Origin of the sequence: Afipia sp. GAS231, from assembly GCF_900103365.1 — a bacterium.
Taxonomy (GTDB): domain Bacteria; phylum Pseudomonadota; class Alphaproteobacteria; order Rhizobiales; family Xanthobacteraceae; genus Bradyrhizobium.
In genome coordinates this window covers 3,576,306-3,591,508 of the sequence record NZ_LT629703.1, presented here as the reverse complement: position 1 = coordinate 3,591,508, position 15,203 = coordinate 3,576,306, and the positions used below count along the sequence as shown (strand labels likewise).

Annotated in this window: 16 protein-coding genes and 1 tRNA gene; 10 read left to right on the top strand and 7 right to left on the bottom strand. The window is 62.9% G+C overall.

Annotated elements, in window-relative coordinates; all coding sequences use genetic code 11:
- Positions 1 to 20: 20 nt before the first annotated feature.
- Both queG and BLS26_RS16945 read right to left on the bottom strand, forming a co-directional pair.
- Positions 21 to 1,148 (bottom strand): tRNA epoxyqueuosine(34) reductase QueG, encoded by a 1,128-nt coding sequence (queG, locus tag BLS26_RS16950; RefSeq protein WP_371360842.1) that lies wholly within the window; start codon positions 1,146 to 1,148, stop codon positions 21 to 23.
- Between the two features lie 163 nt (positions 1,149 to 1,311).
- Positions 1,312 to 2,004: a glutathione S-transferase family protein gene (locus BLS26_RS16945; protein WP_092512948.1), complete on the bottom strand. Its 693-nt coding sequence runs from the start codon at positions 2,002 to 2,004 to the stop codon at positions 1,312 to 1,314.
- Between the two features lie 239 nt (positions 2,005 to 2,243).
- Here BLS26_RS16945 and BLS26_RS16940 point away from each other — a divergent pair, with 239 nt between their 5' ends.
- Complete coding sequence (locus BLS26_RS16940) at positions 2,244 to 3,050, top strand: undecaprenyl-diphosphate phosphatase (RefSeq protein ID WP_172804620.1); 807 nt, start codon at positions 2,244 to 2,246, stop codon at positions 3,048 to 3,050.
- 136 nt (positions 3,051 to 3,186) lie between these two features.
- Here BLS26_RS16940 and BLS26_RS16935 read toward each other — a convergent pair whose 3' ends face one another.
- Positions 3,187 to 4,155 (bottom strand): complex I NDUFA9 subunit family protein, encoded by a 969-nt coding sequence (locus tag BLS26_RS16935; RefSeq protein ID WP_092518150.1) that lies wholly within the window; start codon positions 4,153 to 4,155, stop codon positions 3,187 to 3,189.
- A 162-nt stretch (positions 4,156 to 4,317) separates the two neighbouring features.
- On the opposite strand from BLS26_RS16935, the gene BLS26_RS16930 reads away from it, so the two are divergent.
- Positions 4,318 to 4,404 (top strand) — tRNA-Leu (locus tag BLS26_RS16930).
- A gap of 80 nt (positions 4,405 to 4,484) precedes the next feature.
- Here the strand turns inward: BLS26_RS16930 and BLS26_RS16925 are convergent.
- Positions 4,485 to 4,736: a hypothetical protein gene (locus BLS26_RS16925; protein ID WP_092518148.1), complete on the bottom strand. Its 252-nt coding sequence runs from the start codon at positions 4,734 to 4,736 to the stop codon at positions 4,485 to 4,487.
- 174 nt (positions 4,737 to 4,910) lie between these two features.
- On the opposite strand from BLS26_RS16925, the gene BLS26_RS35780 reads away from it, so the two are divergent.
- Entirely contained in the window at positions 4,911 to 5,069 is a 159-nt protein-coding gene (locus BLS26_RS35780) for a hypothetical protein (RefSeq protein WP_157676471.1), read from the top strand.
- Positions 5,070 to 5,107: 38 nt separating this feature from the next.
- Here the strand turns inward: BLS26_RS35780 and BLS26_RS16920 are convergent, their stop codons facing one another.
- Both BLS26_RS16920 and BLS26_RS16915 read right to left on the bottom strand, forming a co-directional pair.
- Positions 5,108 to 6,364: an MFS transporter gene (locus BLS26_RS16920; RefSeq protein WP_092518146.1), complete on the bottom strand. Its 1,257-nt coding sequence runs from the start codon at positions 6,362 to 6,364 to the stop codon at positions 5,108 to 5,110.
- A gap of 158 nt (positions 6,365 to 6,522) precedes the next feature.
- Positions 6,523 to 7,278, bottom strand: coding sequence for an NYN domain-containing protein (locus tag BLS26_RS16915; protein ID WP_092512946.1), 756 nt, complete (start codon positions 7,276 to 7,278; stop codon positions 6,523 to 6,525).
- Positions 7,279 to 7,440: 162 nt separating this feature from the next.
- Between BLS26_RS16915 and BLS26_RS16910 the strand changes: the two genes are divergently transcribed.
- The 7 genes from BLS26_RS16910 to ptsN all read left to right on the top strand — a co-directional run bounded on the left by BLS26_RS16910 (position 7,441) and on the right by ptsN (position 14,082).
- Positions 7,441 to 8,055, top strand: a complete 615-nt coding sequence (locus tag BLS26_RS16910) for a ribonuclease D (protein WP_092512944.1) — start codon at positions 7,441 to 7,443, stop codon at positions 8,053 to 8,055.
- A gap of 216 nt (positions 8,056 to 8,271) precedes the next feature.
- A complete protein-coding gene (lptC, locus tag BLS26_RS16905) occupies positions 8,272 to 8,997 on the top strand; it encodes an LPS export ABC transporter periplasmic protein LptC (RefSeq protein ID WP_092512942.1) in 726 nt (241 codons plus the stop codon).
- Positions 8,998 to 9,002: 5 nt separating this feature from the next.
- Positions 9,003 to 9,677, top strand: coding sequence for an LptA/OstA family protein (locus tag BLS26_RS16900; RefSeq protein ID WP_092518134.1), 675 nt, complete (start codon positions 9,003 to 9,005; stop codon positions 9,675 to 9,677).
- 175 nt (positions 9,678 to 9,852) lie between these two features.
- Entirely contained in the window at positions 9,853 to 10,902 is a 1,050-nt protein-coding gene (gene lptB / locus BLS26_RS16895) for an LPS export ABC transporter ATP-binding protein (protein ID WP_092512940.1), read from the top strand.
- Positions 10,903 to 10,995: 93 nt separating this feature from the next.
- Positions 10,996 to 12,657, top strand: a complete 1,662-nt coding sequence (gene rpoN, locus BLS26_RS16890; protein ID WP_092512938.1) for an RNA polymerase factor sigma-54 — start codon at positions 10,996 to 10,998, stop codon at positions 12,655 to 12,657.
- A gap of 134 nt (positions 12,658 to 12,791) precedes the next feature.
- Entirely contained in the window at positions 12,792 to 13,391 is a 600-nt protein-coding gene (gene hpf / locus BLS26_RS16885) for a ribosome hibernation-promoting factor, HPF/YfiA family (RefSeq protein WP_092512936.1), read from the top strand.
- A 229-nt stretch (positions 13,392 to 13,620) separates the two neighbouring features.
- Positions 13,621 to 14,082 carry a PTS IIA-like nitrogen regulatory protein PtsN gene (ptsN, locus tag BLS26_RS16880; RefSeq protein WP_092512934.1) on the top strand — a complete coding sequence of 154 codons (462 nt, stop codon included), beginning with the start codon at positions 13,621 to 13,623 and terminating at the stop codon, positions 14,080 to 14,082.
- Positions 14,083 to 14,270: 188 nt separating this feature from the next.
- Here the strand turns inward: ptsN and BLS26_RS16875 are convergent, their stop codons facing one another.
- The gene (locus BLS26_RS16875; RefSeq protein ID WP_092512932.1) at positions 14,271 to 14,909 is read right to left on the bottom strand and encodes a TetR/AcrR family transcriptional regulator; all 639 of its coding nucleotides are present in this window, start codon (positions 14,907 to 14,909) and stop codon (positions 14,271 to 14,273) included.
- Positions 14,910 to 15,203: the final 294 nt, after the last annotated feature.

The following is a 15,203-nucleotide window of genomic DNA, read 5'->3' as shown; positions in this document are numbered from 1 at the left end:
ACGGAAAGCGTGCGATGAAATCAAGGGCGCGCGGCGCAATCCTTCCATTCCCCGCGAACGGCCGCGTCGGTCTCGCCGGCATCGGCTCGCTTCGCCAGCGCGGCAAAGGCATCTCGCGCCATCAACTGCGACAGCGCCCACACCGCAGCGCCGCGCACCAGCGGGCTTGTGTCATCGAGCAGGCGCTCGGCTTCATGCGCCAGCGACGCATCGCCGGCGTTGCCGATCGCGATCAGCACGTTGCGGATGAAGCGGTCGCGGCCGATGCGCTTGACCGGCGATTTGGCAAACAGCGTCCGGAACGCGGCATCGTCGAGCCGCACCAATTCCGAAAGCGGCGGCGCGCGCAATTCCGCCCGCGCGGCAAGTTTTGCTTCGCGGCCTTCCTGCGCAAACTTGTTCCACGGGCACACCGCGAGGCAATCGTCGCAACCATAGATGCGGTTGCCGATGGCTTTGCGGAATTCGTGCGGGATCGGTCCCTTGTTCTCGATCGTAAGATAGGAAATGCAGCGCCGTGCATCGAGCTTGTAGGGCGCCGGAAACGCCGCGGTCGGGCAGATCTCCTGGCAGGCGTTGCACGAGCCGCAATGATCGACGTCCGGCTCATCGCGCGGCAGGTCGGCTGCGCTGTAGATCGCGCCGAGAAACAGCCATGAACCGAATTCGCGCGAGACGAGATTGGTATGCTTGCCCTGCCAACCCAGTCCCGCCGCCTGCGCCAGCGGCTTTTCCATCACCGCGGCGGTGTCGACGAAGACTTTCAGTTCCTCGCCTGATGCGGTGGCAAACCACCGCGCCAGCACCTTCAGGCGCTTCTTGATGACGTCGTGATAGTCGTCGCCCTGGGCGTAAACCGAGATCGCACCATGGCTGCGCTTCTCCAGCATCGCCAGCGGATTTTCATCCGGTCCGTAATTGACGCCGAGCATGATGATCGAGCGGACGCCGGGCCACAACGCCTGCGGATCGATTCGCCGTTCGGGATTGGCCGCGAGCCAGTCCATGTCACCATGGGCGCCGGCTTCGAGGAATTCGCGGAAGTGATGTCCGGCCTCTGCGATCGCATCCGGATCGGTGACGGCGATGCAGTCGAAGCCCAAAGTGCGGGCCTGCTGCTTGAGTGATTCTTTGAGGAGAGAGTTCACTGAGACACCGTGCGATTGATGCGTGTCCCGGACGCGGTGCAGCGCTCTTTGCGCTGCTCCGCAGAGCCGGGACCCAGAAGCGTGCCCGATAAATAGATAGGCCCCGGACCAGCAGCGCACCGTTTCACGCTGCGCTGCATCCGGGGCACGATACGAGCGATGTTCAGAAGTCGAGATCCACGTAGGTCCGCGACGCCGGCACCCCCGCCAGCCATTCGCTCAGCAGCGGGCGGAACGACGGGCGGGATTTCACCCGCGCGTACCACGCCTTTGCCGCGTCGTCCTCGCTCCATGGCACGTCGCCCAGATAATCGATCGCCGAAAGATGCGCCGCGGCGGCGAGGTCCGCGTAGGTCAGCCTGTCGCCGGCGAGAAAGTTCCGGGTCTGCGCCAGCCAGCCGATATAGGCCAGATGATAGCGCACATTGACCTTGGCTGCGCGGATCACGTCGGTCGCCGGCGCGCCGCCACCGTTCTCCTCGCTCATGAAGCGCTTGTAGATGCGCTCGGTCACCAGCGGGTTGGAGGCTTCCTCGAAGAACTTGTCGTTGAACCACGCCATCAGCCGGCGCACCTCGATGCGTTCGCCCATCGACGTCGGCAGCAGCCGCCGTTCGTCGGCGTCGGCGCCATGCACCTCGTCGAGATATTCGGCGATGATGCCGGCGCCGGGGATAGGCGGCCGGCCTTCCACCATCATGACCGGCGTGTGACCCGCCGGGTTGAGCGTGAGGAACGCCTCGCGCCGCTCCCAGGCCCGCTCTTCCACCAGACGCAGATCGAGGCCGTGTTCGCCGAGAATCAGGCGAACGAAGCGCGAGTGCGGACAGAACGGATGATGAAACAGCGTGTACATGAAGTCTCTATAGCGTTTTCGAGCGAAGTGGGCACCGGTTCGCGTCAAGAAAACGCGTCAAACAAAAAGCTAGCCACGCGGCGCTTAACGAAGCCTCAACCGGGCGCGCGGTGCGAATCCGGACGCTATAGCCCAGCGGAGGCACGAGGCAACCTGTGTTTTGGCGTTTTTTTGCGATTGCGGCCCGGTTGCGAATAAGCGAGAAGAACGCGGCTTTTGCAGCAAAAATGGACCACATCATGATGTCTGATGCAGTACGGGCGGTAATTCTCGGCATCGTCGAGGGCATCACGGAATTTCTGCCGGTGTCCTCGACCGGCCACATGCTGCTGGTGCAGCGCTTCTTCGGCCTCGGTGAGGGCAATTTCTGGAACAGCTTTGTCGTGCTGATTCAGCTCGGCGCTATTCTCGCGATCGTCGTGCTCTACTTCGCCAAATTGTGGCGGGTCGCGCTCGGCATGTTCTCGAACCCGGACGACCGCCGGTTCGTGATCGGCGTGCTGGTGGCGTTCCTGCCCGCGGTCGTCATCGGCCTGATCGCCGGCAAATACATCAAGGAATTTCTCTTCAATCCGTGGGTGGTGTGCTTTACGCTGATCGTCGGCGGCGGGATCCTGATGTGGGTCGATCAGCTCGAGCTCAATCCGCACGAGGACGACGCCACCAAATTTCCGCTGCTGATGTACCTGTGGATCGGCATCGCGCAATGCGTCGCCATGATTCCCGGCGTGTCGCGCTCCGGCGCCAGCATCGTCGCGGCGATGTTGCTGGGCGCAGAAAAGCGCGCGGCGGCGGAGTTCTCGTTCTTTCTGGCGATCCCGACCATGGTCGGGGCCTTTGCCTATGATTTCTACAGGAACCGCGCGGAGATGACGACCGATCACCTCGGCATCATCGCGATCGGATTCGTGGTCTCGTTCATCACGGCGATGATCGTGGTGAGGAGTTTCCTGAACTACGTCACCCGCCACGGCTTTACGTTCTTTGCCTGGTGGCGCGTCATCGTCGGCACGCTCGGCCTGATCGCGCTGGCGCTGGGGAAGTAGGGCGGCGTTTGTAGGGTGGTTAGCCCAACGGGTCCGCGCAAAGCGCGGCCCGATGACAGGCTCCGGCGTAACCCACCATCTCTCCGTGGAAAGAGAAGAGGTGGGTTACGGCTTCGCCTAACCCACCCTACGAAGTTCACGCGCTCTTGCGCTGGAATTGCCCGGCGGCGCGGAAGCGCCAGAGATATTGCGGGGCGACCGCTTCCATCGAATCCGGCGTGATGCCGAGCCCTTCCAGAGTCAGGCCGGCTGTCTTTGCCGCATCCGACACCACGTTGTCGGACTTGAGTAGCTCGACCTGGTCCGGCGTCAGCTTCAGCGCGCCGGGTGCGAACTGCAGGAACCGCGCCTGCAGTTTTGCGAGGCCGAACGGCAGCGAGATCAGCATCCGCTTGCGTTCGGTGATGGCGAGGATGATTTCCATGATCTCGCGCATGGTCAGCACTTCCGGCCCGCCGAGTTCGTAGGTCGCGCCGGCCTTCGCCTTGCCGTCGACGGCTTTCGCCACCGCGGTCGCGACATCGCCGACATAGACCGGCTGCATCCGGGTCGCGCCGCCGCCGATCAGCGGCAGCATGGGAGATATGCGCGCCAGCGCCGCAAAGCGGTTGGTGAACTGATCCTCGGGGCCGAACACCACCGACGGCCGCAGGATGGTGGCCGCGGGCACCGCCGCCAGCACGGCCTTCTCGCCGGCCGCCTTGGAGCGGGCATAGGCCGCCAGCGCGTTCTCGTCGGCGCCGATGGCGGACACATGCACCATCCGGGCGCCTGCGGCTGCGGCGGCCTGGGCGACGGTCTCGGCGCCCTTGGCTTGGACTGCGTCAAACGACTGCGCGCCGCTTGCGGTCAGGATGCCGACCAGGTTGATGGCGACGTGGGAATCGCGCATCGCGGCCTGTACCGAGGCCGGATAACGCAGGTTGGCCTGGACGGCGTGGATCTGGCCGACCCGGCCGAGCGGTTGCAGGTGCCCGGCGAGTTCGGGCCGCCGCACCGCCACCCGGATGCGGAAGCCGCGCTTGGCCAGCGCCCGGACCACGTTTCGCCCCAGAAAGCCCGATCCGCCAAAGACGGTGACGAGGGTTTCCTGGTTCGATGCCAAGTCCGATGCCATGTTCGGTCCAATCCTGCGGGTCAAATTCGGGAGGTCGCGGCGATAGTTAGCGGATTCGTGGCCCGCCAACACGCTTTATGCTTACAGCGTAATTGGACCGCATTGAAGCAATTTGACAACGGTGCGACCGAACCTTACTAAACCGCCCGGGCCCAGGTGGTGGAATTGGTAGACGCGCTGGCTTCAGGTGCCAGTGGCTTAACGGCCGTGAAGGTTCGAGTCCTTTCCTGGGCACCATTTGCCCATGCCCAAACATCGTTGCGATCCGGCTTGGCGTGCTGCGCCGGGTCGCGCTCGCGCGTCCCGCCCGGGCACGATTAGCCCGCGGCCTCGGGATCCGAGCCGCCTTGGGTGTGGCCATCCGGGCCGCGGCTGAACACGCCGTAATTGCTCGACTTCATCCCGCCGCCGCCATTGGTGGTGCCGTGAACGGTCAACCCCAGCTTCAACAGCTCGCGCACGGCGGCCGCGCGGGTCGGCATCCGGTGCTTGAAGCGAAAATCGTCGAGCGCCGAGAGTTCTTCCGGAGAGAGCATCACCTGCAGTCGTTCGTCACGAAGGTCAGCCATCGGAAACACCCAAATTGAGATCATTGAGTAGTTTACTCAACGTCCGTCCTTGGCGCGGGTTCCGCAAAACCAGATTCAGTCGCTAAATTAGTTAAATACTATAATAAAAACAATAACTTAGGTATTGATTTTGGGTTAACGCGGGCGCATATTTGGAAGGCCAGGAGCCAGCCCATGACCATGACAGAGACCGTCAGGCTGCCACGCAAGCTGTCCGAAGAGTCCAATCCGCGACCGCCGCTGCGACCGAGCCACGCCGACGTCATCGAAAATCTCGAGCGCTGGGCCAACAGCGCGGGTCTGCAGCCGCCGAAGCCGGACGCGCAAAAGTAAATCGCGGAGGCGTCTCCACCGCCGGCGATTGATTCGTCTCAGACGAATCGCCGGCCGGCCCGGTGGGCCACGGACTTCTGCACGAAGTACATTCCGACCAGCGAGACGGTCGCCGTCGCGACCACGATGTATCCCAGCCAATCGAAATGCCGGAGCGAACCGTCGGCATTTTCCGCAATGATCGCCGCCGCCAGCACCGAGCCGAGCCCGCCGGAGAATTGTTGCAGCGAAGCGCTGACCGCGCTGAAGGAGCCGCGCTGGCTCGGATCGGGGATCGCCGAAATCAGCGCCTGCGACGGGATCATGCGCGAAAAGATGCCGACGAACATCAGCACGTTGACCACGATGACGGTCGTCAACGAGACCTGACCGAGATGGGTGTAGATCAGCACCATGACAGCAGACATGGCGCTGCCGAACGCGAAGGTCGGAAATTTTCCGAAGGCATCGCTGGCGCGTCCCACCAGAGGCCCGGTGACAATGCTGAACAGGCCGGAGACCAGATAGATCGTCGGCAGGTGCAGAATGTCGATGCCGAGGTTGTGCACGGTGTAGGCGCTGCCGAACGGCATCAGCATGTATCCGCCGGTCGCCAGCAACGTCGTCACCAGGAACGCCACCGTGTAGCGCGTCTGCGCGACGGTTGCGATCAGGTGCCGGAACGCGGTCCTTTCCTGTTTCAGCAGCAGGTGGGCATTGACCGGCTTCATCAACAGCATGACCGCGGCCATGCCCGCGATCGACAGGATGATGATCGCGCCAAACGAAACGTGCCAGCTCCAGTGGTTGGAAAGAAAAAGTCCAGCCGGAATGCCGAGCACCTGACTGGCGGCGAATGCGGTCTGCACGAATCCCATCACGCGTCCGCGTTGCTGCAGCGAAAACAGGTCGGTGGTGATCGCGAGCACGACCGAGCCGATCACGCCGCCGAACAATCCGGTTACGATTCGACCCAGCAACAGCACGTGATAGTTCGGCGCCAGCGCGCACAGCGCGGTCCCGAGGGTGAAGCCGACATAAAAGAACAACAACAGGCGCTTGCGGTCGAACCGATCGGCAAATCCGGCGCTGAGAATGCCGGAGATGCCCGCGCTGAACGCATAGGCCGAGACCGCCACGCCGAACTGTCCGGTCGTGATCTCGAGCGCCGGCATGATGATGGCGCCGAGCGGCGACATGATCGTGAAATCGAGAATCACCGTGAACTGGACGAACGCCAGCAACGCGACCAGCAGCGACTGGTAGCGCGTGAAGCTGCGATCCGACGGCGGCTGATCGGCAATTTGATCGGTCATGATGTCCATTCACATGGGGCCCGGGGGCAGAATCGTCAGGAGGCGCCCGCGGGTTGCGCGTTCAAGCAGTGCAGCGCCGCCGGATCAAGCGGTCTATCGGTGCGGCGATACGCCTTGGGATCACATAAAAGTGGTTCGGGCCTATTTCGATGCCTTGACTACCGCGCCTTGGCCTTCGGGCTGCCGCCGACAGGTTTGGCCCTGATGCGCATGCGGTCGCCGCCAACCTTCTCGATCTCGAAAGCGTCGGTTTTTCGCACGAGATCGCTGAGCTTGCTCGAGCCGTAGGTCCGCGCGTCAAAGTCCGAGAACAGATTCGAAATCTGCTCGCCCACCGTGCCGAGCAGGACCCAGCCATCTTCGCTTTCGATTTGCGAAATGGCTTTTTGCAAAATCGGGATTGCGGCGCTTGGCGGCTCCAACGAGTTCGGCTTCGCGGTAGCGTTGGCGCCGCTGCTTGTGGCCCGCGGCACCAGGTTCTCGGTGTAGATGAAGCGGCGGCAGGCCTGCCGGAAACTCTCCGGCGTCTTCTGCGCGCCAAAACCGTAGACGTCGGCGCCCTGTTCGCGCAGGCGCGAAGCGAGGCGGGTAAAGTCGCTGTCGGATGATACCAGGCAGAAGCCGTCGAACCGTCCGCTGTGCAGCAGGTCCATCGCATCGATCACCAAAGCGATATCCGAGGCGTTCTTGCCTTTGGTGTAGGCGAACTGCTGGTACGGATCGATGGCGTATTTCTGCAGGATGTCGGACCAGGACTTGAGCTGAGGCGTTGAAAAGTCGCCATAGATGCGGCGCACGCTGGCCTCGCCGAATTTCGCCACCTCTTCGAACAGCCCGCCGGCGATCTGCGGCGAGGTGTTGTCGGCGTCGATCAACACGGCAAAACGGGGCAGTCGTTGCTGTTCGGCTTTCACAGGGCACCCCCGGTTGTGGCGACGGCCGGCCGATATTGGCGCGATTCCACCTGTCCTGGAAAGACTGAAGAAAATAAGCCTGCCGGCGCCCCGCGCCCCTCGTTTGTTGGCGATTTCGACGTTAGTTTAAGCCCGCATCGATTCGACGAGGTTTTGAACGTAATGACTATCCGCCTGCATCGCGGCGACCTGCCCGACCTGTCCCGCTACACCAATTCGGTCGCGATCGACACCGAGACCATGGGGCTCAATCCGCATCGCGACCGGCTCTGTGTGGTGCAGATGTCGAACGGCGACGGCAGCGCCGACGTGATCCAGATTCCGAAGGGCCACACCGACGCGCCGAACCTGAAGGCGCTACTGGCCAATCCGAAGATCACAAAAATCTTCCATTTCGCGCGGTTCGATCTCGCGGCACTCTACAACGCCTTCGGTGTGATGCCGCATCCGGTCTACTGCACCAAGATCGCCTCGCGGCTGACCCGCACCTATACCGACCGTCATGGCCTGAAGGATCTGGTGCGCGAGGTGCTCAACATCGACCTGTCGAAGCAGCAGCAATCGAGCGACTGGGGTTCGCCGAGCCTTAGCGAGGCGCAGCTCGCCTATGCCGCTTCCGACGTGCTGCATCTGCATGCCTTGCGGGAACGGCTCGATACCATGCTGGCGCGCGAGGGCCGCACCGAACTGGCGCAGGCCTGTTTCGACTTTCTGCCGTTCCGGGCGAAGCTCGACCTCGGCGGCTGGGAGGCCGAGGACATTTTCGCGCATTCATAATCAGGGCTCTGGTTTTCTGTTTCGACGCGTTTTCTTGACGCGAACCGGGGCCCATCCCGGATCAAGTCCGGGACAGGCTTTCGCTCGAAAACGCTATGGAGCGCGCGTTAACCCGCTTTCGCCCTGTTTCGGTCACACTGGTGCGACCACGTCCGGGCTGCGTTTTGAGGCAATCCCGGGTATGATCACGGGCAAATCTCGCGCTCTGGAGCGGCGGTGAACTCGGTACAGAACCCAGCCTATGTTGCCGGCATGGAGGCGCGGTTTGCCGCGGCCGCCCGCCACAGCCGCTTGGTGCGGATACTGCGGGTCGCGGTTCCGGCGGCAGTGGTCGTCGCGATGGCAGTTATCGTGTTTGTGGCGACCTTCAATCCTTTCCGAATTCCGGAGCTGAAGCTGCCGGTCGACATCGGCAATCTCGTAGTGTCCGGTACCAAGATCACGATGGAAACGCCGCATCTCGCCGGCTTTTCGAACGACCAGCGTCCCTATGAAATGTGGGCCAAGACCGCGACCCAGGATTTGACCGATCCCGATCATGTCGAACTCGGCCAGTTGCGCGCCAAAGTGGCGATGGAAGACAAGAGCACCGTGACGCTGGATGCACGTACCGGCTATTACGACAGCAAGTCGCAAATGCTGGACCTGCGAAAGGATATCTTCCTGCAATCTTCCACAGGGTATGAGGCCAACCTCAGCCAGGCCTATGTCGACATCAACAAGGGCTCGGTGACGTCAGATGAGCATGTCGACGTCAAACTGCTGAACGGCACGCTGACCGCCGACAGGCTCAGGATCATCAACAGCGGCGAGGTGGTTCGCTTCGAAGGCAATGTGGTGATGAACCTGGTCATGGAGCAACCGACCGCTCCCGCTCCCGAGCCCGAACCGCCGGCGCCGAAGCAGCGGTCCACACCGGCCAAGTCCGGCAACACGAAGTGATTTCGATGATGCAATTTTTCTCGCGCAGTTTTGCAACGATGGCGTTCGCGCTCGTGATCGGCGCCTGCAATGGCGCCCATGCGCAAGGCGCCATGTCTGGCGTGCCGAACGCGATGCAGGGCTTTTCGCAGAACCGTGACCAGCCGATCCAGATCGAGGCGGCGTCGCTGGAGATGCGCGACAAGAAAAAGGAAGCGACCTTTTCCGGTAACGTGAAGGTGGTGCAGGGCGACACCACCATGACGTCAAAGTCGCTGGTGGTGTTTTACGATTCCGGTGGTTCGGCCGCGTCGCCGGCGCCCGCTGCGAAGGGCGCGAAGAACGCGCCGCTGCCGGCCGCGACGCCGGGTCCCGGCGGCAGTTCGTCGATCCGCAAGCTGGAAGCGCGCGGCAACGTTGTTGTGACGCAGAAGGAGCAGGTCGTGACCGGCGACAGCGCGATCTTCGATACGCGCGCCAATCTGATCACCATGGCGGGTGGGGCAGGTCAGGTGGTGCTGACCCAGTGCAAGAACGTACTGCGCGGCGATCGCCTGCTGGTCGACATGACGACCGGCGTGTCACGGGTCGAATCCGACAGCGGTAAGGTGCAGGGCATGTTCCTTCAGGGACAGGACTGCGGATCGGGAGCAGGTGGTGCAAAACCGGGTATTCCTTCGCTGATTCCCGGGAAAAAATAAGATATATCAATGGCTTAAATAATATTTAAGCCGTCTATGGTTGAAGCTGATGGTGCGAGCCTGTATCTACGGCTGGCACGATGGGGTGTTTGGGGACATCCATTCATGGTTCGCAGGCGATCTGATTCGCCGGCGCACGCATCGCGGATCATCGCGAAGGGCTCAGCGAAGCGGGATGGTGGATTTACTTGGCATGTTCCGTCGGCGCCCCGCGAAACGCGGGCCGGCAGGGTTTGCGCGGTCGCGGGAGGACATTACCGCGCTCGGCGACTCCTTCGGCAACATGCTGACGAGCCCGGTGCGCGACGCGCCGCCGATCGTGCGCGCGGCGCCGGTGCCGGGGCTGGAACTGCCGCGGCCGGCCGTGGAGCCTTCGCACGAGGAGCCGCCGCGCGCCCGGGCCCCGGTCCAGGCCCCCAATACCCAAGCGCCAAGGGCTCAGGCGCCCAAGGCGCAGGCCCCCAAGACCAATGGCGCCGCCGCCCCGCGTTTCATCAAGCGGCCGGGCTATCTGGCTGTGCATAGCGTGGAAAAGAGTTTTGGTACCCGCCAGGTCGTGCGCGGCGTCAGCATCTATGTCCGGCGTGGCGAGGCGGTCGGTCTCTTGGGTCCAAATGGTGCCGGCAAGACCACGGTGTTCTACATGATCACCGGGCTGATCAAGGCGGATCGCGGCGCCATCGAACTCGACGGCCACGACGTCACCAAGTTGCCGATGTACCAGCGTGCGCGGCTCGGCATCGGCTACCTGCCGCAGGAAGCCTCGATCTTTCGCGGCCTCACCGTCGAGCAGAATATTCGCGCGGTGCTCGAAGTCGTCGAGCCCAGCAAGAAGAAGCGCGAGAAAGAACTCGATTCGCTGCTCGAGGAATTCAACATCACGCGCTTACGTAAATCGCCGTCGATTGCGCTGTCCGGCGGTGAGCGCCGCCGCGTCGAAATCGCGCGCGCGCTGGCGACGCGTCCGAACTACATGCTGCTCGACGAACCGTTTGCCGGCATCGACCCGATCGCGGTCGGCGACATTCAGGATCTGGTCCGCCACCTCACCAACCGCGGCATCGGCGTGCTGATCACCGACCACAATGTGCGCGAAACGCTCGGCCTGACCGATCGCGCCTATATCGTCTATGCGGGGCAGATCTTGACCGAAGGCAGTCCGGAGGAGATCGTCAACGATCCCGATGTCCGCCGCCTTTACCTTGGCGAGGAATTCCGCCTCTAGCCCATTTTTAGTCGGCGTCAAGCCGTGTACAAGGGCTGTGGACTAAGATAAGCAAGAATCGGACCAAGTTTCACGGGATCGGTTCTCGCCTCCATGGCTCTGACGCAGAGATTAGAATTCCGCCAGTCGCAGTCGCTGGTTATGACGCCGCAGCTGATGCAGGCGATCAAGCTGCTGCAGCTGTCGAATCTCGACCTTTCGGCCTTTGTCGAGGAGGAACTGGAGCGCAATCCGCTGCTGGAGCGCGCCAGCGACGGCCCCGAAACCCCTGTCGCGGGCGAGGCAGCGGCCCCGGAACGCGCCGAATTCTCCGATTCCGGTGATTCCGCCAGTTATGGCGACGATTCCGGCGGCGAGGCGTCGGACATGCCCGGCGGTTCCGCCGGCGATTCGTTCGAGCCCGGCCAGGAAGAATGGCTGAACCGGGATCTCGGCACCCGCACCGAAATCGAGCAGACGCTCGACACCCCGCTCGACAACGTCTTCACCGAAGAACCCGCCGAAGCCGCCGCGCGCGTGGCGCAGGACGCCGCGCCCACCGCCTATACGGAATGGGGCGGCGGCGCCTCCAACGACGAAGACTACAATCTGGAAGCTTTCGTCGCCGCCGAAGTGACGCTCGGCAGCCATCTCGCCGAGCAGCTCGCGGTCGCGTTCGCCTCGCCTGCCGAACGGATGATTGGCCAGTACCTGATCGACCTGGTCGACGACGCCGGCTACGTGCCTGTTGATCTCGGGCAGGCCGCCGAACGGCTCGGCGCCCCGCAAGGAGATGTCGACGCGGTGCTCGCGGTGCTGCAGAAATTCGATCCGCCCGGCGTCTGCGCGCGCAATTTGAGCGAGTGCCTCGCGATCCAGCTGCGCGAACTCAATCGCTACGATCCCGCGATGCAGGCGCTGGTCGAACATCTCGATCTCCTCGCCAAGCGCGACATTGCTTCGCTGCGCAAGCTGTGCGGCGTCGACGACGAGGACATCACCGACATGATCGGCGAGATCCGTCGGCTCGATCCGAAGCCCGGCCTGAAGTTCGGCTCGGCGCGGACGCAGACCATGGTGCCGGACGTCTATGTGCGGCCCGGTCCCGATGGCGGCTGGCATGTCGAGCTCAACAGCGACACCTTGCCGCGCGTGCTGGTCAATCAGGTCTATTACACCGAGCTGTCGAAGACGATCCGCAAGGACGGCGACAAATCCTATTTCACCGATGCCCTGCAGAATGCGACCTGGCTGGTCCGCGCGCTCGACCAGCGCGCCCGCACCATTCTGAAGGTCGCCACCGAAATCGTGCGCCAGCAGGACGGCTTCTTCACCCATGGTGTCGCGCATCTGCGGCCGCTGAACCTGAAGGCGGTGGCGGACGCGATCCAGATGCACGAATCGACGGTGTCGCGGGTGACCGCCAACAAATATATGGCGACCAACCGCGGCAGCTTTGAATTAAAATACTTCTTCACCGCCTCGATCGCATCCGCCGACGGCGGCGAGGCCCATTCGGCGGAGGCCGTCCGCCATCACATCAAGCGGCTGATCGACGCAGAAGCCCCGGCCGCGATCCTCTCCGACGACACCATCGTGGAACGATTGCGCGAGACCGGCATTGATATTGCCCGCCGCACCGTCGCGAAGTACCGCGAAGCGATGCGTATTCCATCGTCGGTGCAGCGTCGCCGCGACAAACAGAGCATGCTCGGTAATGCCCTTTCCGCCCCCGCCACCTCCTCCGATCGCTCCCGCGATACAGCTCCAGCCTGATTGCGTTCGCGTCAAATCGCGATAGTCTCAATCCCCGTAGAGTGCGTGCGATCCGGAAAACCACGTACTGGTTTTCCGAATCGATCATGCTCCACTAGCAACGTCAGCGTGGTGGGCATCCAGCGAGGCATCCAATGACCCTTCGAATCTCCGGGAAGAGCATCAGCGTCGGCGAAGCGCTTCGTTCGCGCGTCAGCGAGCGCACCGATGAAGTCCTGCGAAAATATTTCGACGGCAACTATTCCGGCCACATCACGCTGAGCAAGGACGGTTTTGGCTTCCGCACCGACTGCTCGTTGCACCTTGATTCCGGGATTACGCTGGAAGCCGATTCGAACGCCACCGACGCCTATGCCAGCGCCGACCAGGCGCTGCTGATGATCGAGAAGCGCCTGCGCCGCTACAAGAGCCGGCTGAAGGACCGCTCCGCCCGCAAGACCTATGCGGCTTCCGCCGCGCTCGCCGAGATGACCGCGCCGACGCTCGACGCGCCGAGCTATGTGATCGAGGCGCCCGCCGAGGACGACGAGGTCGCCGCCTACAGCCCCGTCATCATCGCCGAGGCGACCACGGCGCTGAAGCGGCTTTCGGTCAGCGAGGCCGTCATGGAGCTCGATCTGACGGGGGCTGCCTGCATCGTGTTCCAGCACGGTTCCAGCGGCCGGCTGAACATCATCTACCGGCGCACCGACGGTAATGTCGGCTGGGTCGACCCCCCGGCGGTTACCCCCTGACATATATGCCGGACAGCATTGACGCCCCCGGCCGCCCTACCTATGGTCCGCCGCCTTAAGCATAGGGTGCAAGAACGAGCCCTTCGGGAGTTGGCACCGGCCATGCGTTGGAGTAGAAGCCCCCAAATCGGGACCCGGGCCTAAGCCCGCCTCCCGTCTCATCTTCTTGACGCCACGGTTCTAAATCCTATCTCGCAACCTGACGGTTCAATTCACCTCGGAACGCCCCATGACGATTACCGATCTGGTCGCACCCGAGGCGATTCTCCCCGCATTGAAGGTCATCAGCAAGAAACAGGCGCTGCAGGAACTGGCGGCGCGGGCTGCGACCCTGACCGGGCAGAACGAGCGCTCGGTGTTCGAGGTGCTGTTGCAGCGCGAGAAGCTCGGCACCACTGCCGTCGGTTATGGCGTCGCCATCCCGCACGGCAAGCTGCCCAAACTCGAAAAGCTGTTCGGATTCTTTGCCCGGCTCGAACGTCCGATCGACTTCGAGGCCATGGACGGCCAGCCGGTCGATCTGATCTTCCTGCTGCTGGCGCCGGAAGGCGCTGGCGCCGACCACCTAAAGGCGCTGGCGCGGATCGCACGCCTGCTGCGCGACCAGGATGTCGCCAAGAAACTGCGCGCCTCGCGCGACGCCCAGGCGATCTATTCGGTGCTGGCGCTGCCGCCGGCCAGCGCGGCGTAACGTTTCGCGTTCGGTGCGATCACCATTAAAGAGAAGCCAGCCGCGACGCGTCCGCGCGTTTCCTCGCAGCCCGCTGGTCGCAGTCATTAGAGCCTTATCGGTTCTGATTGAATCAGAACCGGGCTCAACTCTCTTGCTTTGACGCGTTTTCTTTACGCGAACCGGCGACCACTTCGCTTGAAAACGCTCTAGCAGATCGTCGGCAGCAGGCGCCTGACTTCGTCGAGCATGTCGGGGACCGCTGTCTCGTCGCCTGCGAGGTGCTTGAGCAACGCACTCTGAAACAGGCCGTCGAGCAGCGCATAGAGCGCGGCGGGGGACGACGCCGGCCGTTTGCCGCCGAGCTCGGCGTAGCGGGAAGCGATGCGCCAGATCATCGCTTCCAGGCTCTTGTCGATCTCGAGCACGTCCTTGCGAAACGCGGCTTCGAACATCGCCTGCGAGCGCAGGTCGTACCAAAGCCGGTGCATGCGGGCTTCGTCCCGTAGCGTCGCCGCAAGCTTGGCGAGGAAGCCCTCGGTCAATTCGTCGCGGCTCTTTGCCGTAGTGACCACTTCGTCATATCGCGTCACGCATTTGGCCTTGTAGTGGCGGACGCAGCAGCAGATCAGGTCGAGCTTGTCGCTGAAATAGTAGTGAAAGACGCCGTGCGTGAACGCGGAATTCTGTGCGATCTCGCGCAGGCTGGTGCGCGCGAAGCCAAGCTCTCCGAGTGTTTCCAGCGCGGCCTCGGCAAGCTCGATCCGCCGCGCATTGAACTTCTCGTCGCGCAGTGTCTCGGCCGCCACCGCGACCCGTTGGGCCGCCCCCGTCGCCTGCCGCGCCATCACATCCCTTTCCTCAGCCCCGATCTTTCAACGGCTTATACCGCGCCGACGGCTGATAGCTCCATCTCCTCACAACCACTTCCTTGGACAACTGTCAAATTCGTTCTTGACAAGTGTCAAGATTTTGGCCGAGGCTCGGAAAAATAATTTGGACAGTCGTCAAGATGTCCGATCGGGGAGGAATGTTTCGCTGGGTGCGGCCCAAGGCCCGCACCGATGGCCGCGACCGCGCGAAGCCGTGCAGTGCCGGGCTGCGCCGCGGATCAGCCGCAGCACCAATCAATCACCAGCAAC